Source organism: Nocardia sp. PLKS1-43, assembly GCF_059510335.1.
Genome location: NZ_JCAJZQ010000017.1, coordinates 132,753 through 153,195, shown reverse-complemented (window position 1 = coordinate 153,195; position 20,443 = coordinate 132,753). Strand labels below are relative to the sequence as shown.

Below are 20,443 nucleotides of genomic sequence, written 5' to 3'. Positions count from 1 at the left end.
GAGTTTACGAGTAAAGCTGGGTGGACGAATTCGTTACCGCTCAAGATGATGCCAGAGCCGCCACGCGGTTCCGGCGCGGGGCTACTACACAATGTAGGCGCGAGCCGTTGTGCCACCGGACTCAGCCGCCGGTGACGATGACGATGATGCCCGGAGCCGAACCGGCCAGGGCCGCGGTCCGGGGCTCCGCGATCCCGCCGAGCTGACCGGCGATCGCCTCCGCGGTCGCTTGCTGATGTGGTGAATTCTCGTAGAACACAGTGGTTTTCGACAGCACGCTGGTCGCGTAGTTACCCGTCGAGGTGACTTTCCAGCCGTTCGCGGTGAGCTTGGCCCCGGTCTTGGCGGCCAGGCCCGCGACGGTGCTGTTGTTGAGCACCCGCACCGGAATCGACTTGTCGACTCCGGCGGCCGCGGTCGTGGTGGGCGCGGTCGTGGTGGTCGTCGTTTCGGCCGCGGCGGACGCGGTGTCCTGCGCCGCGGCCGAGGCGGCGGGCTGCGCCGAGGTGGCCGCGGCCTGCGCGGTCGTCGAGGTGGCCGAATCCGGGGACGCCGAACTGTCGGCCTGCGATCGCGACAGGGACATCGCGCCGAGGCCGGCGAAGACTATGGCCACCGCGATCAACACCATGGCGAGCGCACGCAGCGGCAGTCCACCCGGGGCCGGATTCTGGTTGCTCACGGTTGCAACCCTAACCGTCCGCGCATCCGAACGCGCGGATCACACCTGAAAGCCCATTCGCCGTGCCGCTCTGGCCTTCTGACGGCTCGCCCGCAACCGGCGCAGGCGTTTGACCAGCATCGGGTCGGCGACCAGGGCCTCGGGCTTGTCGACGACGGCGTTGAGCACCTGGTAGTAGCGGGTGGCGGACATGCCGAACAGTTCACGGATGGCCTCTTCCTTGGCTCCCGCGTACTTCCACCATTTACGTTCGAAATCGAGGATCTCGAGCTCGCGACGGTCGAGGCCGTCGACCGACTGTTCCGCACCCGGTGGGCCGAGGACCTCGCTCGCGGAAGAGCTGTCCTCGCTTGCGGAAAGGTTCCGGGCCGCTGCGCTGTCCATAATGCTCCCTCGCCGAGTAACCACCAGACGATACGTCGTCGCTCATTGAACCACGGATGCCGGAGATACAAGATGTGTCACACGGCGTGTCGGGACCCGCCACGACGCCGCGTAAAGTGTGCGACCATGGCGATTCTCCCCATTCGCATCGTCGGCGATCCGGTGCTGCACAATCCGACCGAACCGGTCACCCAGTCACCGGACGAGCTCGCCGAGCTGATCGCGGACATGTACGAGACGCTCGACGCGGCCAATGGTGTTGGCCTGGCGGCGAATCAGGTCGGCGTGGCGTTACGCCTGTTCGTCTACGACTGCCCCGACGTCGACGCGGACGGCACGGTGAATCGTCGTCGCGGCGCGGTGATCAATCCGGTGCTGGAAACCTCGGAGATCCCGGAGACCATGCCCGACCCCGATGACGACGAGGAGGGCTGCCTGTCGGTTCCCGGTGAGCAGTTCCCCACCGGCCGCGCCGAGTGGGCGCGGGTGACCGGCACCGATGAGAAGGGCGATCCGGTCACCATCGAGGGCAAGGGCTTCTTCGCCCGCATGCTGCAACACGAGGTGGGCCATCTGGACGGCTTCCTCTATGTAGACGTGCTGATCGGCCGCAACGCCCGGGCGGCGAAGAGGGCGATCAAGCGAAACGGTTGGGGCACACCGGGTTCGAGCTGGCTGCCCGGATCGGTCGCGGACCCGTTCGGACATGACGACTGAGCCCGACGACCTGGTTCCCGGACGGCGGGTCGTGGTCCGCTACCGCCTGCCCGCCGACGATGCACACCAGTTCACCGACATCATCGGCGAACTCGTGACGCTCGACCCGCTGGCCGTGCGGATCCCGGACGGGAGCACCGTGACCATCCCCGCCGAACGGGTCGTCGCGGCCAGGACGTTGTCCCCCAGGCCGATTCGCACTCGCGAGATCCGAGCGCTGGAGTCCGCGGCGGCGGACGGCTGGCCGGGCGTGGAACGCGCCTGGATCGACGGCTGGCTGGTGCGCGCCGGGAACGGCTACACCCGCCGGGCGAATTCGGCTCTGCCGCTGGGGACCGTGGACGGTCCGGTGCAACTGACTCCGGGCGCGCTGACCCGGATCGCCGAGTGGTACGCCGCGCGCGGCCTGCCGGTGCAGCTGGCGCTGCCGGATCGGCTGGTTCCGGAACTGCCCGGCTACCGCACCTGGTGCGAGGTGGTGGTTCTCGGCATCGATATCAACAATATCGTTCTGCCGCAGGGTCCTTCGATGGTGCGCATCGATACCGAACCGAATGCGGCATGGCTGGACCTGCACAGATTCAAGGGCGAGGACACCACGCCGGTCGCGCCGGTGGAACCGGATCGCGACGTGCTGACCGCCGTCCACCAGGGCGAAGTGGGTTTCGCCGCGCTGGGTATGCCCAGCGTCCTGGCGATCGGGCGCGGTGCGGTCACCGTCGCGCCGGACGGACGGCACTGGGTCGGGTTGAGCAGCGTCGCGGTCGCCGCGCCGCACCGCCGCCACGGACTGGGCACGCTGGTCTGCGCCGAGCTGATCCGCTGGGGCCAGCGGCGCGGCGCCACCCACGCCTATCTCCAAGTGGAGGTGGAGAATACCGGGGCGTTGGCGCTGTACCGGGAGATGGGTTTCATCGAGCACCATCGGTACCGGTACGCCGTGCCCGACTGAAAATACGCGCGGCCGCGCCGGGCCGGGGAGCGAAAGAGGTGAGCCGGCAGTGCGTCTGGCGACATGGAACGTGAATTCGATTCGGTCCCGGGTGGACCGGGTGGTCGGCTGGCTCGACCGCGCCGACATCGACGTGCTGGCGATCCAGGAGACCAAGTGCCGGGACGACCAATTCCCTTCCGAGCGTTTCGAAGACGCCGGTTACGAGGTCGCGCACGTCGGATTCAACCAGTGGAACGGGGTGGCGATCGCCTCGCGCGTCGGGCTGGACGAGGTGGAGATCGGCTTTCCCGGGCAACCCGGTTTCGACAAGGACGCCGAGGCCTCCCTGCTGGCCGCGCCGGTCGTCGAGGCCCGCGCACTCGGCGCCACCTGCGGCGGGGTCCGGGTGTGGAGCCTGTACGTACCCAACGGCCGCGCCCTGCACGATCCGCACTATACCTACAAACTGCAATGGCTTGGCGCGCTGCGTGATTCGGCCGCTCGCTGGCTGGCCGAGCGTCCCGGCGCGCAGATCGCCCTGGTCGGCGACTGGAATATCGCGCCCACCGACGACGACGTGTGGTCGATGGATTTCTTCGACGGCAAAACCCATGTCTCCCAACCGGAACGCGCGGCCTTCACGGCCATCACCGAGGCCGGTTTCACCGACGTCATGCGGCCCTTCGCCCCAGGGCCGGGCGTCTACACCTACTGGGACTACACCCAATTGCGTTTCCCCCGTAAGGAGGGCATGCGCATCGACTTCATCCTCGCTTCCCCAGCCCTGTCCGCACGGGTCACCGACGCGGGCGTCGACCGCGAGGAACGCAAGGGCAAGGGCGCCTCAGACCACGCCCCGGTGGTGGCCGAAATCGCCGAGTGACGGCTCTCGGCTATGCCGGGCGGGTCTTGATGGCGTCCTGGGAGATGAAGACGTCGTACGCGCCGGGGGTGGCGATGACGGCGTTGCCGTAGGCGGAGCGGACGAAGGGATGGGTGTACCAGGTGTGATTCTGCATGTCCGCGAAGAAGTCCCGGTCGCTGCCGTTGAGGAAGATCTGGTTCTGTTTCACCGCGGTACCGTCCTGGCGTTCGCCGAGCAGGCGGGTGAGTTTGTAGCCGGAGTGGAAACCCAGGGCGTTGACCCACGGTTCGAGTTCGACGATATCGGCCTGCAGGGCCCACATATCGCCCTCGACCAGGTAGGTGGCGTGCGTGTCGGCGTGGTCGCGATCGCCGTAGACGGTGACCTCCACATCGAGGGTATGCGGGCTGTTGGCAACGGATTTCGCGATGACGTGCGCGGCCTTCACCTCACCGGTCAGCCCGAGGTAGGCGCGCAGCAGCGTGGTCACCCACAGGATCAGCACCGCGATCAGGACCAGAACCAGTGCGCTGCTGCCCCTTCGGGCCAGCACGCGCCAGCCGGCCCGGCGCGCTTTGAACAGCGCGGTGACGAGCAGGACGACGGCGACCGCGAACAGCAGCCCCAGCAGCACTTGAATCCAGCCGAACTCCACCGGGAACACCATGGGCTAGTTGTACCCCTGTTCCGCCTGTCCGCAACTTCAGCGGGCCGTCGAGCACGGGGAGACTCTCGCTTCGGGCCGAGAGCGGCCCACCGGGTTGCCTTTCGGGCGTACCCGGTGAGTTACCCATGTCCGCACGAAATCGGTTGTCCCGCTTCCGCGTCCTTCGCCGGCCGGAAGCTCAGAAGGCGGCTTCCTCCAGCTGCATGATGTCGTTGTCCAGGTTCTCGATCACCGTGCGAACGCTGCTCAGCAGCGGCAGCTGATTCTTCGCGAACCACGAAGCGACAACGCTCTTTCCGGTGTAGAACAGCCGATCCTTCTCGGTCGGGCTGCCCTCGAGCGCGGTCTGCGCGATCATCGCCGCCTCCAGCAGCCGCCACCCGATCACCAGATCGCCGACCGCGTGCAGGAAGCGCACCGAACCGAGGCCGACCTTGTAGATCTCCTCCGGATTCTGCTGGGAGGCCATCAGATAACCGGTCAGCGCGGCGGCCATGGCCTGCACGTCGGCCAGCGCCGCGCCGAGCAGTTCACGCTCGGCCTTCAGCGCGGAGCCCTCGGCTTCGACGAACTTCCCGATCAGCCCGGCCACATGGCCCAGCGCCACGCCCTTGTCCCGAATGATCTTGCGGAAGAAGAAGTCCTGCGCCTGGATCGCGGTGGTGCCCTCGTACAGCGAGTCGATCTTCACATCGCGGATGTACTGCTCGACCGGATAGTCCTGCAAATAGCCCGAACCGCCGAAGGTCTGCAGCGACTCGGTCAGCGTCTCGTACGCGCGCTCGGAACCGACGCCCTTGACGATCGGCAGCAGCAGGTCGTTGACCCGCGCGGCCACATCGGCGTCCGCACCGAAATTGGCCTGTGCCACATCGGCATCCTGATACGCCGAGCAGTACAGGTACAGCGCGCGCAACCCCTCCGAATACGCCTTCTGCAACGCCAGGCTGCGGCGCACGTCCGGGTGGTGGGTGATGGTGACGCGCGGCGCGGACTTGTCGGCCATCTGGGTCAGGTCGGCGCCCTGTACGCGAGTCTTGGCGTATTCCAGGGCATTCAGGTATCCGGTCGAGAGCGTGCCCGCCGACAGCACGCCCACCATCATCCGGGCGTGCTCGATCACCTTGAACATCTGGGCGATGCCGTTGTGCACATCGCCGACCAGGTAGCCGATCGCGGGATGCTCTGCGCCGAAGGTCAATTCGCAGGTGGGCGAGGATTTGATCCCCATCTTGTGCTCGAGGTTGGTGACGTAGACCCCGTTGCGCTCACCCAATGCCAGTGTCTGCGGATCGAACAGGAATTTCGGGACGACGAACAGCGACAGTCCCTTGGTGCCCGGGCCCGCGCCCTCGGGGCGGGCCAGGGTGAGGTGGAAGATGTTGTCCGCGGTATCGCCGACGTCACCGCCGGAGATGAAGCGCTTGACCCCCTCGATGTGCCAGGTGCCGTCGGGCTGCTGAATCGCCTTGGTGCGGCCCATGCCGACATCCGAACCGGCGTCGGGCTCGGTGAGCACCATCGTTCCGCCCCAGCGGTTCTCCCACGCGTGGGACGCCCAGCGCTGCTGCTCCGGGGTGCCCTCGCGGAACAGCACCTCGTGCATGAGCGGGCCCATATTGAAGAAGCTCGCCGAATTATGCGCTGCCACAAGCATTTCCTGCGTCGCCCAGATCAGCGGGGAGGGGGCGGGAACGCCGCCCATCGCCTCGGGCATGCCCAGCGCGGACCAGCCCGCCTCGTTCACCGCGGCCACGGTCTTGCGCATCGAATCGGGGACCACGGCGGAGTGCGTGGCGGGGTCGAAGGTGACGGGGTTGCGGTCGGCGTCGACGAACGATTCGGCGACCGGCCCCTCCGCCAGGCGCAGCACCTCGCCCAGCATGCCCCGTGCGGTGTCGGCGTCCAGATCGCCGTAGGCGCCGCCGTCCAGCAGCGCTCCGATTCCCAGCACCTCGAACAAGTTGAACTCGATATCACGAACGTTCGCCTTGTAGTGCGACACGGACCGGCCTCCTCGGCGCAATTGCAGCGTGCGAGGGCGAAACATCGATCCGCGAATCCGGCCGCGCACACTGGTCGACAGTTACATCTGGAGGTTGCCGTACAACCGTCAGGCTACGCAACCGTAGGCTCCACGCCGCCCGAATCGTTAACTCGCCTACCTACCGAACAGGCTGTTATTTCCCGTGTCCGGGTGTACCGGACTTCACATCCGATAATTTGCCGGAAGTTATCCGAGAGCGACCGAGGATTCATCCCCCGGATACCGCGCGTACCTCACAGCGCTGCGGCTCTCACAGCAATCCGGCACGGCCCGCGCCCACCGCGGTGATATAGCGGTTGAGATCCGCGACCAAGGATTCCATCGTGTCCGGGCACCCGCCGTCGTCGTGGTGGAACAACCAATCGATGACGAGTTCGAACAGTCCCCCGATCGCACCGAGGGCCAGCGCCAGTCTGCGGCGCTGCCGCTCACCGTCTGGATCCGGCTCGCCGGCCCATTGAGCGTCCAGGAAGGCCGCGGCCCAGCGGCGATACCCGCGACGCTGCCGTTCCACGACCGGGGAGATGCCACCGGCCTGACCGAAACCGACCGCCGCGATTCGCGGATCGTCCGCGATGGCGTGCACGAAGGCGGCGATCACCACCGGCGCCCGCTCCGACCAGGGTAATTCGGCCACGGCGTCGGCTTGTTCGGCAACCTGTTGCTGAGTATGTGCCGTTACCTGATCGAGCAGAGCGGCGTAACAGGCCTCCTTACTCTCGAAATGTTCGTAGAAGGCTTTCGTGCCGACATAGGCGGATTGGCAGATCTGTTCGATCGACGTTCCCCAAAAGCCCTGACCGGCAAATAAATCCATCGAAGCATCCAGAATCTTGCGACGGCGCCGAACACTGCGCTGTTCCGCGTCCAGACCGCGGGTCCGGTGGTTGGCCGCCGCGGATTCTGTCCGCGCGGAGGATTTGCTGCGGGTCATCGCCCGACAATAATCGGTGCCGCGCGGCCGTGGTGTCGAATGTCCTCGCGGCGGCGGGCCGCCGCGAGATTTCCGCCCGGGTCCGCTGACGGGCCGGGCTTCGGGCATGTACTCTCGGCCGGGTACCACAACCGAACATGCGGGGGCTCGCACCAGCGGGCTGAGAGGACGGCTAGCCCATTCGGGCGGAACAGGGTCGTCGACCGTTCGAACCTGACCGGGTAATGCCGGCGTAGGGAGGCTTCACATGTCATCGAATCATGTCCAGGGCACGGTCGAGTCCGTGACCACAGGTCCTGTTCAGGGCAGTGTCAAGCACTATCAGCAGGTCGATGACCTGCGAATTCCGGTCCGCCGGATCAATCTGAGCAACGGTGAGCACTTCGACGTCTACGACACCTCGGGCCCGTACACCGACGATGCCGCGGTGATCGACCTCGAGGGCGGCCTGCCCAAGTTGCGGGACGGCTGGGCCAAACCCGACGTCGCCGGCCCGCCCACCCAGCTGGCCTGGGCCCGGCAGGGCATCATCACCAGTGAGATGCGGTATATCGCTGCGCGCGAAGGGGTTTCACCCGAGTTGGTGCGCGAGGAGGTCGCCGCGGGGCGCGCGGTGATTCCGGCCAACCACAACCATCCCGAGTCCGAGCCGATGATCATCGGCAAGCGGTTCGCGGTGAAAATCAATGCGAACATCGGCAATTCGGCCGTCACCTCCTCGATCGCCGAGGAGGTCGAGAAGATGGTGTGGGCCACCCGCTGGGGTGCGGACACCATCATGGATCTGTCCACCGGCAAGAACATTCACGAAACCCGCGAGTGGATTCTGCGCAATTCGCCGGTGCCGGTCGGCACCGTGCCGATCTATCAGGCGCTGGAGAAGGTGAACGGCGATCCGACGCAGTTGACCTGGGAACTCTACCGCGACACCGTGATCGAGCAGGCCGAGCAGGGCGTCGACTACATGACCGTGCACGCCGGGGTGCTGCTGCGCTACGTGCCGCTGACCGCCAAGCGGGTGACCGGAATCGTCTCGCGCGGCGGTTCGATCATGGCCGCGTGGTGCCTGGCGCATCACCAGGAATCGTTCCTGTACACGCATTTCGCCGAGTTGTGCGAGATTCTGGCGAAGTACGACATCACCTTCTCCCTCGGCGACGGCCTGCGCCCCGGTTCGATCGCCGATGCCAACGACGAGGCCCAGTTCGCCGAACTGCGCACCCTGGGCGAGCTGACGAAGATCGCGAAATCCCATGGCGTGCAGGTGATGATCGAAGGCCCGGGGCACGTGCCGATGCACAAGATCGTAGAGAACGTGCGGCTCGAGGAGGAGCTGTGCGAGGAGGCTCCCTTCTACACCCTGGGTCCGCTGGCCACCGATATCGCGCCCGGGTACGACCACATCACCTCCGGGATCGGCGCGGCGATCATCGCCCAGGCCGGTACCGCGATGCTGTGCTACGTCACGCCCAAGGAACACCTGGGCCTGCCCAACCGCGACGATGTGAAGACCGGCGTGATCACCTACAAGATCGCCGCGCACGCCGCGGACCTGGCCAAGGGCCTGCCGCACGCGCAGGACCGGGACGACGCGTTGTCCAAGGCGCGCTTCGAGTTCCGCTGGCACGACCAGTTCGCCCTGTCCCTGGATCCGGACACCGCCCGCGAATTCCACGACGAAACCCTCCCCGCCGAACCCGCGAAAACCGCCCACTTCTGCTCCATGTGCGGCCCGAAGTTCTGCTCCATGCGGATCTCCGCCGACGTCCGCGAATACGCCGAGCGCCACGGCCTCACCGATGTGGACGCGATAGCGGCGGGCATGGCGGAGAAGTCGGCCGAATTCACCGACTCCGGCAACCAGGTGTACCTCCCGGTCGTCTCGTAAAGCCTTCCCGCACAACCGATCCCGGGTCCGGCCTCCCAGCGGAGGCCGGGGTCCCGCCTGGCCCCGACCTCCTCCGGGACGACGGACCCGGGTCGTATGCGCGATTCGGCGGCGCGAAACGCGCTCGACCGTACTCGGACCACGCAGTTTCTTCTCGGGACGAATCCAGCGACACGCCGACCGCTGAACCCTGACCCCAACCCCCACCTCCGCTCGTCATGGCGTCGATCCGGTCCCGCCGCACGACCGCGCGGGCTCGGCGCGATGATCTAATTACCCGACGACAGTGGGCCCGCCATCGCACATGAGCGAACGGAAAGGACCGGCATGGTTCGGGTTGGGGTGCCGAGATGGATTCTGGTCGGGATAATCGGTGTCGCTGTGGCGTCCAGCGTCGCTCCGGCGAGCGCGGGGGTGCCGCCGGTCGCGACGGCAGGCTGCGGAAGCCCGCTGTCCGCCGGCGAGGTCGGCACGATTGCCGCGCTCACGGACACGACGACATTGTCGGGCACTCCTATGCAACGGCTGAGCGACGCCATCGAGCGACACCACCGCATCACCGACATTCTCGTGCGGCATCGAGATCGGCGCGGGCTGTTCTTGATCGGGCTCGATCTGTCCGAACAGCAGGCCGTGATGCCGCTGCAGCGTGATCCCTCGGCATTCGCCCACCCCGCCTACGCGCACGCGGTCAGCTTGGAGCTCGCCCGGCGGCTCTTGGTCGACCTTCACCTCGAATTCACCGGCGGTGACGTGGAACCGCATTGGGCGCAGTACTTTTCGCTGGCGGCGAGTTGCGGCGTATCCGGTGCCCGGGTGGCGATGGCCGGTTACAACGCCCATCTCACGGTCGATCTGGCGTATTCGGTCGCGGCGGTCGGCGCGCGGCCGGAGGACGCGGGCGACCACTTCGAAATCGTCGACGCGATCGCCGGGCAGGGGTTGCCGATCGTCGACCGCACCAAGGCCGCCTACGGCGTCGACCTCGGCCCGCTGTGGCGGTTCTATTTTCTCGGCGAGGGCTTGGATCTGGTTGTCGGACAAGGCGTTGCGACCGGCCCCATGCTCCGGGCCGCCGACGACGGCTACAACGTGATCGTGTTCGGCAACGGCCTGGCACTGCAGAGCCCGGCGACCCGCGACGCGACCGCGGGAGAGATCCGGACGCTGCACGAGTCCACCGAATCCGCCTTCGACGTCCTCACCCGGCTCGGCGGATTGTGAAGCCCGGACACCGGCACCCGTCCGACGACGCCGACGGTTCGTCCCCGTCCGGCATCGGGGACGAACCGCGGCGGTGCGCCGGACCTATCGGCGCGGCGTGAGCCGCACGAACAGGCCCCTCATGCGTGTTCGTGCAGGTCACCCCAGGACGGGAAGGGATCCGGGTATCGCGCCCACGCTCGGGGACCGGCGGCGAGTTCGGCGTCGGTGAGCAGGGCGGTGTTCAGGAGGTCACGGATGTGCGGGCGGTTCAGGCGGACGCCGATGAAGACGAGTTCCTGGCCGGGCGGCATTTCCAGCGCGGTCCAGTACGCGGCGGCCTCGAAGGTCAGGTTCGGGCCGGCCTGAGACCAGAGCGCGGCGACGTCGGGCCGGGACGCCAGCCAGCAGAAGCCCTTGCTGCGCAGCAGCCGGTTCAATTGCGCCAGAACCGCTTCCAGACGTGCGGGATGGAAGGGGCGGTCCGCGGTGAAGGTGAGGCTGCTGATCCCGTACTCCTCGGTCTCCGGGGTGTGCCCGCCGGCGAGTTCGCCGTCCCAGCCGTCGAATTGCGCTGCGATATCGGGGTTGTAGCGGCCGGTGCCGAGCACCTCCGCCAGCTCGACCACACCGCGCTCGGCCCGCACGATGTGCGCTGCCGGGTTGAGCCGCCTGATCGTCGCCTCCACGGTCCCGACGGCGTTCGCGCTCACCAGATCGATCTTGTTGAGTATCAGCACGTTCGCGAATTCGACCTGATCGATGAGCAGGTCGGCGATGGTGCGCTCGTCGCCGGGCGCGGCCTGCATATCCCGGTCGGCGAGGGTGTGCCCCTTCACCACCTCGGCCAGGAACGTGGAGGCGTCCACGACCGTGACCATGGTGTCCAGCCGAGCGATGTCGCCGAGCCGGAAGCCGTCCTCGAATTCCCATTCGAAGGTGGCAGCCACCGGCATGGGTTCGGAGATGCCGGTCGATTCGATCACCAACTGGTCGAAGTGTCCCGAGCGAGCCAGCTCGCCGACCGATTCGAGCAGATCCTCGCGCAGGGTGCAGCAGATGCAGCCGTTGGTGAGTTCGACCAGTTTCTCCTCGGTGCGGTTCAGGCCCGCCTGGCCCGCGACCAGGGCCGCGTCGATGTTCACCTCGCTCATATCGTTGACGATCACCGCCACCCGGCGGCCTTCGCGGTTGGCCAGGATGTGGTTGAGCAGGGTCGTCTTGCCCGCGCCGAGGAATCCGGACAGGACGGTCACGGGCAGCGGGACGTTCGGCGATGCGGTCACAGGATAATGATAACCGTTTTCATTAATGCGGTGCACTGCGGGCCCCGAACGGCAGGTCGTAGTGTCGTACCCCGTGAGACTTCTGCCGCTGCCCCCCGACGGCCGCACGCCGATCCGCGCGCTGACCATTGCCGGAACCGATTCCGGCGGCGGCGCGGGGATCCAGGCCGATTCACGCACGATGGCGATGCTCGGCGTGCACGCCTGCGTCGCCGTCGCGGCGGTGACAATACAGAATTCGGTGGGCGTCAGCGGATTTCACGAAATTCCGCCCGAGGTGGTCGCCGATCAGGTCCGCGTCGTGGTGGGCGATATCGGCATCGGCGCGGCCAAGACCGGCATGCTCGCCTCGACCGCGATCATCGAGGCGGTCGCGGGTGTGTGCCGGGAGCTGGGCATCGGCCGCGACGGATCGATTCCGCTGGTGGTCGATCCGGTCGCGGCCTCCATGCACGGCGATCCGCTGCTGCACGCCGAGGCCCTGGACGCGTTGCGGCACAGCTTGATTCCGTGCGCCACCCTGATCACTCCCAATCTGGACGAGGTGCGGTTGCTCACCGCAATCGACGTCGTCGACGATCGCACAGCGCACAAGGCGGCCGAGGCGCTGCACGCGCTGGGACCGCGCTGGGTGATCGTCAAGGGCGGACATCTGCGTTCGTCGTCGTCCAGCACCGATCTGCTCTACGACGGCGACACGTTCATCGAACTGTCCGCCCCGCGCATCGCCACCGGTAACGACCACGGCGGCGGCGACACCCTGGCCGCGGCCACCGCGTGCGCGCTCGCGCACGGTTACACCGTTCCCGAGGCGGTGGAATTCGGCAAGGAATGGACGACGCGCTGCCTGGCCGCGTCGTACGATCTGGGCGCTGGGCACGGGCCGGTTTCACCGCTGTGGCGGCTGCGTTCCCACGATTGAGGGGGCAAATATTCTTTGTTCGAAACTTCGATTACGCAACCCCGTCGGCCGCTCTCCCAGGAATCTCTCAGCTCCGCCGCAGCCAGAACCAAGGCTGGTCCTCGACGGTGGACCCCATGACCGACACCGCAACGGCGGCGCACGAGTGCGATCCGGACGATGCCGTACTGACGCCCGTGCTGGATGTGGTGATCCCGGTCTACAACGAGGAGCGCGACCTCGGCGTGTGCGTCCGTCGCCTGCACGAATTCCTCGGTGACGGGTTCCCGTTCAGCGCCCGGATCACCATAGCGGACAACGCGTCGACCGACACCACGCTGGCCGTGGCCCGGGGGCTGGCCGACGAACTGGACGACGTGCACGTGGTGCACCTGGATCGCAAGGGGCGCGGCCGGGCGTTGCGGGCGGCCTGGGAGGCGTCCGACGCGCAGGTCGTCGCCTACATGGACGTCGATCTGTCCACCGACCTCAACGCGTTGCTGCCGCTCGTCGCGCCGCTGGTGTCCGGACATTCGGATCTGGCGATCGGGACCAGGCTGGCCAAATCCTCGCGGGTGGTGCGCGGGCCCAAGCGGGAATTCATCTCCCGGTCGTACAACCTGATCCTGAAGGCTTCGCTGCGGGCTCGCTTCTCCGACGCGCAATGCGGGTTCAAGGCCATCCGCACCGACGTCGCCCAGCTGGTGTTGCCGCTGGTCCAGGACGGTGAGTGGTTCTTCGACACCGAACTGCTGGTGATCGCCGAACGCGCCGGACTGCGGATTCACGAGGTGCCGGTGGACTGGATCGACGATCCGGATTCGCGGGTGGACATCATCGACACCGCGCGCAAGGATCTGCGCGGGATCTGGCGCCTGGGCCGGGCCCTGGCGACCGGCCGACTGCCCATCAACGAGCTGCGCGCAGCGATCGGGCGGGAGCCGCTGGTGGAGGGCGTACCACTGGGCATGGTCGGGCAGGTGGTGCGATTCGGCATCGTCGGGGTGATCTCGACGCTCGCCTTCATGGCCCTGTACCTGGTGTTGCAGCCGCTCACCGGTGCGCAGGCGGCGAATTTCCTGGCGCTGCTGATCACGGCAATCGGTAATACGACGGCCAACCGGGCGTTCACCTTCGGTGTACGGGGTTCGAGCAAGGCCGTCTCGCATCAGGTGCAGGGTCTGTTGATCTTCGTCTTCACCTGGTGTCTGACCAGCGGTTCGCTGTTCGCCCTGCATCACTGGGCTCCCGGAGCGGCCGTGCACCTGCAACTGCTGGTGCTGGTGATCGCGAATCTGGTCGCCACGCTGATCCGGTTCATCGGATTGCGCTGGGTGTTCCGCAATGCGGTCGGTGGTTCCCGCGCCGCCGCGAACCTCGCGTGATCCGACGAGCCCCTTCAGCGAATCCGGCTGCGCGACAGACGGTTTCATCCGGACAGTGAAAAAGCCGCATGATCCATGCGGCTTTTCGAAGTAGCCCCGACGGGATTTGAACCCGCGCTACCGCCTTGAGAGGGCGGCGTCCTAGGCCGCTAGACGACGGGGCCAGAACAACTCGCCTAGCGTAACCGCCGCACGGCCATCGGCCAAATCAAGTCGGGTGGATCACAGCCGCCCGGCCCCATCGTCCCGTGCGCCACATCGAGCGGAGTGGGAATATCCTGCTCATTCACATTCGTCACCGGGACGGCTCGGGTTCACGCGGTCCGGGTGCCGGGGCGGGCATCCAGGGCCGCGTGCAGGGTGCTTGCCCACTGGGCGACGATTTCCTTCCGGCGGGCGGAGTCGTCGGTGAGGACGTCGGCCAGGCCGAGGCCGCGGGCCAGGTCCATGGTGGCCTGGACGAGGTGGTGAGCGACCGGATCGGAGTCGTCGACGCCCAGCGCGGCCACCGCCATGCGGTGCGAGACACGGCCGAACCGGGCCTCCAGCGGGACGATGCGCTCACGCAGGGCGGGATCGGCCGCGGCGTGCGTCCACACCTGCAGGGCCGCCTTGAACAGCGGGCTCGTATAGGACTCGACCAGCGAACCCACCACCGCCTCGGTGCGGCCGACGCCCTCGGCGATCCGGTGCAGACTGAGCGCCTCGGCCTCGGCCTGTGCCATGCGGATGTCGAACATGTACTCGAGTGCGGCGGTGATCAGATCCTCTCGAGTGGGGAAATGATGTTGCGCCGCACCGCGGGACACCCCGGCCCGTTCGGCCACCACGGCCACGGTGGCCGCCGCCCAACCGGTTTCGGCCAGCGCGTCGATGGTCGATTCGAGCAGCCGCTGCCGGGTGGCCCGGCTGCGGTCCTGCTTGGGTTCGTGCGGGGTAGCCATGATGGGCTATTCTGCCCAGCGCGGCGGCCGCCGCTCGAAGAAGGCCGTCATACCCTCGACGACCTCGGGCGTTCCGAAACAGGAGGCGGACCGCTTCGCCAACTCCTCGGCCGAGCGGTCGAACTCGGCGAGCAGGGCCGCGTTCACCAGCCGCTTGCTCTCGGCCAGCCCCTGCGGCGAGCCCTTGCGCAGTTCACCGCGCAGCCGGTTCACCTCGGCGACCGCATCATGCGCCGCGATGGTGATCAGGCCGACGCGTTCGGCCTCGGCCGCATCGAAGGTCTCGCCGGTCTGGTAATAGCGAGCGGCCGCGCGTGCGGTCAGGCGCGGCAGCAGCGTCAGCGAGATCATGAAGGGCGCCAGGCCGATTCGCGCCTCGGTGAGCGCGAAGCTGCTCGACGGGCCCGCGACGGCGATATCGCAGGCGGCGAGGATGCCCATGCCGCCGGCTCGGACATTGCCATCGATCTGTGCCACAACAGGTTTGCGGAGTTCCAGGATGTCCCGCAGCACCCGGATCATCCATCGGGTCCGGATATCCGCGGCGGCCGCCGGGTCGGCGTCCAGGGCTTCCTTCAGATCCGCACCGGCGCAGAAGGTGTTGCCGGTGTGGGCCAGCACGACGCCGCGCACGGATTCGTCGGCGGCGGCACGTTCGAGCCCTGCCAGCAGTTCACGCACCAACCGCGAGGACAGCGCGTTGCGGTTGTGCGGGGAGTCCAGGGTGAGCACGGCGAATCCGTCGCTCACCTCGTAACGCACGAAAGGCGCTTGCGCATCGGATGTTTCGCTCATGACCGCCTCTCAGTAGGACCGCGGCAGGCCCAGCGAATGCTGGGAGACGAAGTTCAGGATCATCTCGCGGCTGACCGGCGCGACGCGCGCGATCCGGGCGGCGGCGAGCATCCCGGCCAGGCCGACATCGCTGGTCAGGCCGGAGCCGCCGTGCGTCTGGATGGCCTGGTCCAGCGCCTTGATACTCGCCTCGGCCGCAGCGTATTTCGCCATGTTCGCCGCCTCGGCCGCACCGAAGTCGTCGCCGGAGTCGTAGAGCACCGCGGCCTTCTGCATCATCAGCTTGGCCAGCTCGAGCTCGATCTTCACCTGCGCGAGCGGATGCGAAAGGCCTTGGTGGGCACCGATCGGCACGCCCTTCCAGACCGCTCGTTCCTTGGCGTACTCGACCGCGCGATCGATGGCGTAGCGGCCCATGCCCACCGCCATCGCCGCACCCATGATGCGCTCGGGATTCAGACCGGCGAACAGCTGCGCGATGGCCGCGTCCTCCTGGCCGACCAACGCCGTGGCGGGCAGGCGCACGTCGTCGAGAAACAGGGTGAACTGATTGTCCGGCTCGATGATGTCCATCTCCTGGGCCGTCTTGACGAGGCCGGGGGCATCGGCCGGCACGATGAACAGCGCGGGCTGGAGGTTGCCGGTCTTGGCGTTCTCGGTGCGGGCCACGATCAGCACCGCCTCGGCCTGGTCCACACCGGAGATGAAGATCTTGCGGCCGTTGAGAATCCAGTCCGCGCCGTCGCGGCGTGCGGTGGTGGTGATCTTGTGCGAATTGGATCCGGCGTCGGGTTCGGTGATGCCGAAGACCATCTTCGACGAACCGTCGGCCAGGCGGGTGAGCCAGTACTTCTTCTGGTCCTCGGTGCCGTATTTGGTGATGATCGTGCCGCAGATGGCCGGGGATACCACCATCAGCAGCAGGCCGCAGCCGCGCGCGGAGAGTTCCTCCTGCACCAGGGCCAGTTCGTAGATACCCGCGCCACCGCCGCCGTACTCCTCGGGAAGATTCACGCCCAGGAAGCCGAGTTCGCCCGCCTCGGCCCACAATTCGTCGTACGGCTCGTTGCGGCGGGCCTTGGGTCCGGCGTAGTCGCGGAAGTTGTACTTCTCGGCCAGTGCTGCCACCGCGGCCCGCAGCGCCTTCTGCTCGTCGGATTCGATGAAACTCATTGGTTACTCCTGCTCTTCGCTGTGGACCACGGCGAGCACGGTGCCGACCTCGACCTGCTGCCCCGCGGTGACATTCAATTCGGCCAGCACGCCCGCGGCCGGGGCGGAGATGGTGTGCTCCATCTTCATCGCCTCCAGCCACAGGATCGGCTGCCCCTTGGCGACCAGGTCGCCCGCCTGCGCGCCGAGCCGGATGACCGCGCCGGGCATCGGCGCGAGCAGCGAGCCCTCGGCCACGTGATCGGCGGGATCGGAGAAACGCGGCAGCCGTCGGACCGCGACCGGGCCCAGCGGCGAGTCGATCGCCACCAGATCGCCGTAGCGCGCGATCTCGAAGCGACGGCGGACCCGGCCCCGTTCTCCGGGCACCGTGAGGATCACCGAATCGGGTGTGGCCTCGACCAGTTCGAGGCCGTCGAATCCGTCCGCCACCAGGCCCGTGCGGGTGAGGCGGTACCGGACGTCGTGACGACCGCTGACCCGGGATTCGTAGGATTTGGTTTGCGGTTGCGAGGGCAGGTTCCGCCACCCGCTCGGCAGGCCGGCGCCGGTGCGGGCCGCGGCACGGTTGGCCGCGGCGTCGGACAGCGCGGCGGCCAGGATGGAAAGCTTCTCCTCGTCCTCGGAAACCACTGGGGCGGACAGGTTTTCGAGTCCATGCGTGGCGAAGAACGCGGTATCGGTGTCGCCCGCGAGGAAGGCCGGATGCCGCAGCACCCGCACCAGCAGATCGCGGTTGGTCACCAGGCCGTGGATCTTCGCCCGCTGGAGCGCCGCGGCCAGCAGATGCGCGGCCTCGTCGCGGGTTTCGGCGTAGGAGATCACCTTGGCGAGCATCGGGTCGTAGTGCACCCCGACCACCGAGCCGTCCACCACACCGCTGTCCAGCCGCACGCCGGGTTCGGCGAGTACGGTGAATTGCCCTGTGGCGCTGGGAATGTCGAGCCGGTATACCGGACCGCTCTGCGGTTGCCAATCCTGTGCCGGATCCTCCGCGTAGAGACGCACCTCGATGGAATGTCCCCGCAGGCCCGGCTGCCGTGCGGGCAGCGGCCGTCCGGCGGCCACCTGCAACTGCAACCGGACCAGATCCAGGCCGGTGACCTGCTCGGTGACCGGATGTTCCACCTGCAGACGGGTATTCATCTCCAGGAAGAAGAAATCACCCTTCTCGTCGGCCAGGAATTCGACGGTGCCCGCACCCTCGTAGCCGATGGCCTGCGCGGCCAGCACGGCCGCGGTGAACAGGCGCTCGCGCATGCCGGCGATCTTCTCCACGAGCGGCGAGGGCGCCTCCTCAACGACCTTCTGATGCCGCCGCTGAATGGAGCACTCACGCTCGCCCACCGGCCACACCGTGCCGTGCGTATCGGCCATGACCTGCACTTCGATGTGTCGACCGGTCTCGAGATACCGCTCGCAGAACACGGTCGGATCGCCGAATGCCGATTCGGCCTCGCGCTGCGCGGCCTCGAGTTGCCAAGCCAGCTCGCCGACCTCGCGCACCACCCGCATGCCGCGGCCGCCGCCACCGGCGGAAGCCTTGATCAGCACCGGGAGCATGTCCTGGGTGACCTCGGCCGGATCGAGCTGTTTCAGCACCGGGACGCCGGCCGCGTCCATCATCTTCTTCGACTCGACCTTCGAGCCCATCTGCTCGATCGCCGCGACCGGCGGGCCGATCCAGGTCAGCCCGGCATCCTGCACGGCCTTCGCGAATCCGGCGTTCTCCGAGAGGAATCCGTAGCCCGGATGGATCGCGTCGGCGCCCGCGGCCCGTGCCGCCTCGATGATCAGTTCACCGCGCAGATAGGTCTCGCCCGGGGCGTTGCCGGGCAGCCGCACGGCCGAATCCGCCTCCGCCACATGGGGTGAGTTCGCGTCGGCGTCCGAATAGACGGCGGTCGTGGCGATTCCCATGCGGCGGCAGGTCGCGAAGACGCGCCGGGCGATCTCCCCGCGATTGGCGACCAGAACGTTCGTGATTTCCATGCCTCGCCTCACATCCGGAAGACGCCGAAGCCCGCGGCGCCCTCGATCGGGGCATTGTGGATGGCGGACAACGCCATTCCCAGTACCGTGCGGGTGTCGCGGGGGTCGATGACGCCGTCGTCGTACAGGCGGCCCGACATGAACATGGGCAGTGATTCGGCCTCGATCTGCGCCTCGATCATCGCGCGCATCCCCTTGTCGGCCTCCTCGTCGAAGGGCATCCCCTTGGCCTCGGCGGCCGCGCGGCCGACGATCGAGATGACACCCGCCAGCTGCGCACCGCCCATCACCGCGGATTTCGCACTGGGCCAGGCGAAGACGAAGCGCGGATCGTAGGCCCGCCCGCACATGCCGTAGTGGCCCGCGCCGTAGGACGCGCCCATCAGCACCGAGATGTGCGGCACCTTCGAATTGGAGACCGCGTTGATCATCATCGCGCCGTGCTTGATGATGCCCTTCTGTTCGTACTCCCGGCCGACCATGTACCCGGTCGTGTTGTGCAGGAACAACAGTGGCGTATCGGACTGATTCGCCAGCTGGATGAACTGCGTCGCCTTCTGCGCCTCCTCGGAGAACAGCACGCCGCGGGCGTTGGCGAGGATGCCGACCGGATAGCCGTGCAGCTCGGCCCATCCCGTCACCAGGCTGGATCCGTAGAGCGGTTTGAACTCGTCGAAATCAGAACCGTCCACCACCCGGGCGATCACCTCGCGCGGATCGAACGGAATCTTCAGATCCGTCGGCACGATGCCGAGCAGCTCTTCCTGGTCGTACAGCGGTTCGATCACCTCGGCCCGGGGCGCGGGACCGCGCTTGGTCCAGTTGAGGCGCTTGACGATCGAGCGGCCCAGCCGGATCGCATCCTGTTCGTCCGCGGCCAGGTAATCGGCCAGGCCCGAGACGCGCGCGTGCATTTCCGCGCCACCGAGGGATTCGTCGTCGGACTCCTCGCCGGTGGCCATCTTCACCAGTGGCGGACCGCCCAGGAAGACCTTGGAGCGCTCCTTGATCATCACCGTGTAATCGGACATGCCCGGGATGTACGCGCCGCCTGCGGTGGAGTTACCGAAAACCAGTGCGATCGTGGGTATTCCGGCCGCGGACAATCGGGTCAGATCCCGGAACATCCGGCCGCCGGGGACGAAGACCTCCTTCTGCGTCGGCAGGTCCGCGCCGCCGGATTCGACCAGTCCGATGACCGGGAGCCGGTTCTCCAGCGCGATATCGTTCATCCGCAGGTTCTTACGCAACGTCCACGGATTCGAGGTGCCGCCGCGCACGGTGGGATCCGGGGCCACGATCATGCATTCGACGCCCTCCACGATTCCGATACCCGCGATCACGCTCGCGCCCACGTGGAATTCGCTGCCCCAGGCCGCGAGCGGGGCCAGCTCCAGGAACGGCGAATCCTCGTCGATGAGCAGTTCGATGCGCTCGCGCGCGGTCAGCTTGCCGCGCTTGCGATGTCGCGCCAGCTTGTCCGGGCCGCCGCCGGCGATATTCTTGGCGTACTCGGCCTGCACCTCGGCCAGTTTCGCCGTCATGGCCTCAGCGGCGGTGGCGTAATCCGCCGACGCCGCGTCCAGGGAACTACGCAGGATACGCCCGCCCGTCGCCCGACCACCACCCCTCATCGAATCGCTCCA

General features: G+C 67.3%; 18 protein-coding genes and 1 tRNA gene. 7 read left to right on the top strand and 12 right to left on the bottom strand.

What is annotated here, in order from left to right; genetic code table 11:
• Nucleotides 1–121: 121 nt before the first annotated feature.
• Both AC5WS7_RS37165 and napA read right to left on the bottom strand, forming a co-directional pair.
• A complete protein-coding gene (locus tag AC5WS7_RS37165) occupies nt 122–682 on the bottom strand; it encodes a LytR C-terminal domain-containing protein (RefSeq protein WP_495959329.1) in 561 nt (186 codons plus the stop codon).
• A 39-nt stretch (nt 683–721) separates the two neighbouring features.
• The gene (napA, locus tag AC5WS7_RS37160) at nt 722–1,066 is read right to left on the bottom strand and encodes a nucleoid-associated protein NapA (RefSeq protein ID WP_495959328.1); all 345 of its coding nucleotides are present in this window, start codon (nt 1,064–1,066) and stop codon (nt 722–724) included.
• Nucleotides 1,067–1,192: 126 nt separating this feature from the next.
• Here napA and AC5WS7_RS37155 point away from each other — a divergent pair, with 126 nt between their 5' ends.
• Genes AC5WS7_RS37155 through AC5WS7_RS37145 form a run of 3 tightly spaced genes read left to right on the top strand, consistent with a single transcriptional unit; the run spans nt 1,193 to nt 3,600 of the window.
• Entirely contained in the window at nt 1,193–1,783 is a 591-nt protein-coding gene (locus tag AC5WS7_RS37155) for a peptide deformylase (protein WP_495959327.1), read from the top strand.
• The gene (locus AC5WS7_RS37150) at nt 1,773–2,735 is read left to right on the top strand and encodes an N-acetylglutamate synthase, CG3035 family (protein ID WP_495959326.1); all 963 of its coding nucleotides are present in this window, start codon (nt 1,773–1,775) and stop codon (nt 2,733–2,735) included. Before AC5WS7_RS37155 ends, AC5WS7_RS37150 begins: the two co-directional genes overlap by 11 nt.
• A gap of 49 nt (nt 2,736–2,784) precedes the next feature.
• Nucleotides 2,785–3,600, top strand: coding sequence for an exodeoxyribonuclease III (locus AC5WS7_RS37145; protein ID WP_495959325.1), 816 nt, complete (start codon nt 2,785–2,787; stop codon nt 3,598–3,600).
• Between the two features lie 10 nt (nt 3,601–3,610).
• Here the strand turns inward: AC5WS7_RS37145 and AC5WS7_RS37140 are convergent, their stop codons facing one another.
• From AC5WS7_RS37140 to AC5WS7_RS37130, 3 genes are all read right to left on the bottom strand, one after another.
• Entirely contained in the window at nt 3,611–4,249 is a 639-nt protein-coding gene (locus AC5WS7_RS37140) for a hypothetical protein (RefSeq protein WP_495959324.1), read from the bottom strand.
• A 178-nt stretch (nt 4,250–4,427) separates the two neighbouring features.
• Nucleotides 4,428–6,254, bottom strand: coding sequence for an acyl-CoA dehydrogenase (locus AC5WS7_RS37135; protein WP_495959323.1), 1,827 nt, complete (start codon nt 6,252–6,254; stop codon nt 4,428–4,430).
• A gap of 292 nt (nt 6,255–6,546) precedes the next feature.
• A complete protein-coding gene (locus AC5WS7_RS37130; RefSeq protein ID WP_495959322.1) occupies nt 6,547–7,230 on the bottom strand; it encodes a TetR/AcrR family transcriptional regulator in 684 nt (227 codons plus the stop codon).
• 247 nt (nt 7,231–7,477) lie between these two features.
• Here AC5WS7_RS37130 and thiC point away from each other — a divergent pair, with 247 nt between their 5' ends.
• A complete protein-coding gene (gene thiC / locus AC5WS7_RS37125; protein ID WP_495959321.1) occupies nt 7,478–9,118 on the top strand; it encodes a phosphomethylpyrimidine synthase ThiC in 1,641 nt (546 codons plus the stop codon).
• Nucleotides 9,119–9,499: 381 nt separating this feature from the next.
• Nucleotides 9,500–10,342 carry a DUF5995 family protein gene (locus AC5WS7_RS37120; RefSeq protein ID WP_495959320.1) on the top strand — a complete coding sequence of 281 codons (843 nt, stop codon included), beginning with the start codon at nt 9,500–9,502 and terminating at the stop codon, nt 10,340–10,342.
• 119 nt (nt 10,343–10,461) lie between these two features.
• On the opposite strand, the gene AC5WS7_RS37115 is transcribed toward AC5WS7_RS37120, so the two are convergent.
• Nucleotides 10,462–11,607, bottom strand: a complete 1,146-nt coding sequence (locus AC5WS7_RS37115) for a GTP-binding protein (RefSeq protein WP_495959319.1) — start codon at nt 11,605–11,607, stop codon at nt 10,462–10,464.
• A gap of 73 nt (nt 11,608–11,680) precedes the next feature.
• On the opposite strand from AC5WS7_RS37115, the gene thiD reads away from it, so the two are divergent.
• On the top strand, nt 11,681–12,529 hold the full coding sequence (gene thiD, locus AC5WS7_RS37110) for a bifunctional hydroxymethylpyrimidine kinase/phosphomethylpyrimidine kinase (protein ID WP_495959318.1): 849 nt from the start codon (nt 11,681–11,683) through the stop codon (nt 12,527–12,529).
• A 116-nt stretch (nt 12,530–12,645) separates the two neighbouring features.
• Nucleotides 12,646–13,893, top strand: a complete 1,248-nt coding sequence (locus AC5WS7_RS37105) for a bifunctional glycosyltransferase family 2/GtrA family protein (protein WP_495959317.1) — start codon at nt 12,646–12,648, stop codon at nt 13,891–13,893.
• Between the two features lie 91 nt (nt 13,894–13,984).
• Here AC5WS7_RS37105 and AC5WS7_RS37100 read toward each other — a convergent pair.
• The 6 genes from AC5WS7_RS37100 to AC5WS7_RS37075 all read right to left on the bottom strand — a co-directional run bounded on the left by AC5WS7_RS37100 (nt 13,985) and on the right by AC5WS7_RS37075 (nt 20,431).
• Nucleotides 13,985–14,057, bottom strand: a tRNA-Glu gene (locus AC5WS7_RS37100).
• A gap of 150 nt (nt 14,058–14,207) precedes the next feature.
• The gene (locus tag AC5WS7_RS37095) at nt 14,208–14,837 is read right to left on the bottom strand and encodes a TetR/AcrR family transcriptional regulator (RefSeq protein ID WP_495959316.1); all 630 of its coding nucleotides are present in this window, start codon (nt 14,835–14,837) and stop codon (nt 14,208–14,210) included.
• Between the two features lie 6 nt (nt 14,838–14,843).
• A complete protein-coding gene (locus AC5WS7_RS37090) occupies nt 14,844–15,632 on the bottom strand; it encodes an enoyl-CoA hydratase family protein (protein ID WP_495959315.1) in 789 nt (262 codons plus the stop codon).
• 9 nt (nt 15,633–15,641) lie between these two features.
• Nucleotides 15,642–16,805, bottom strand: coding sequence for an acyl-CoA dehydrogenase family protein (locus tag AC5WS7_RS37085; protein ID WP_495959314.1), 1,164 nt, complete (start codon nt 16,803–16,805; stop codon nt 15,642–15,644).
• Nucleotides 16,806–16,808: 3 nt separating this feature from the next.
• Complete coding sequence (locus AC5WS7_RS37080; protein ID WP_495959313.1) at nt 16,809–18,797, bottom strand: acetyl/propionyl/methylcrotonyl-CoA carboxylase subunit alpha; 1,989 nt, start codon at nt 18,795–18,797, stop codon at nt 16,809–16,811.
• Nucleotides 18,798–18,805: 8 nt separating this feature from the next.
• Nucleotides 18,806–20,431, bottom strand: a complete 1,626-nt coding sequence (locus AC5WS7_RS37075; RefSeq protein ID WP_495959312.1) for an acyl-CoA carboxylase subunit beta — start codon at nt 20,429–20,431, stop codon at nt 18,806–18,808.
• Nucleotides 20,432–20,443: the final 12 nt, after the last annotated feature.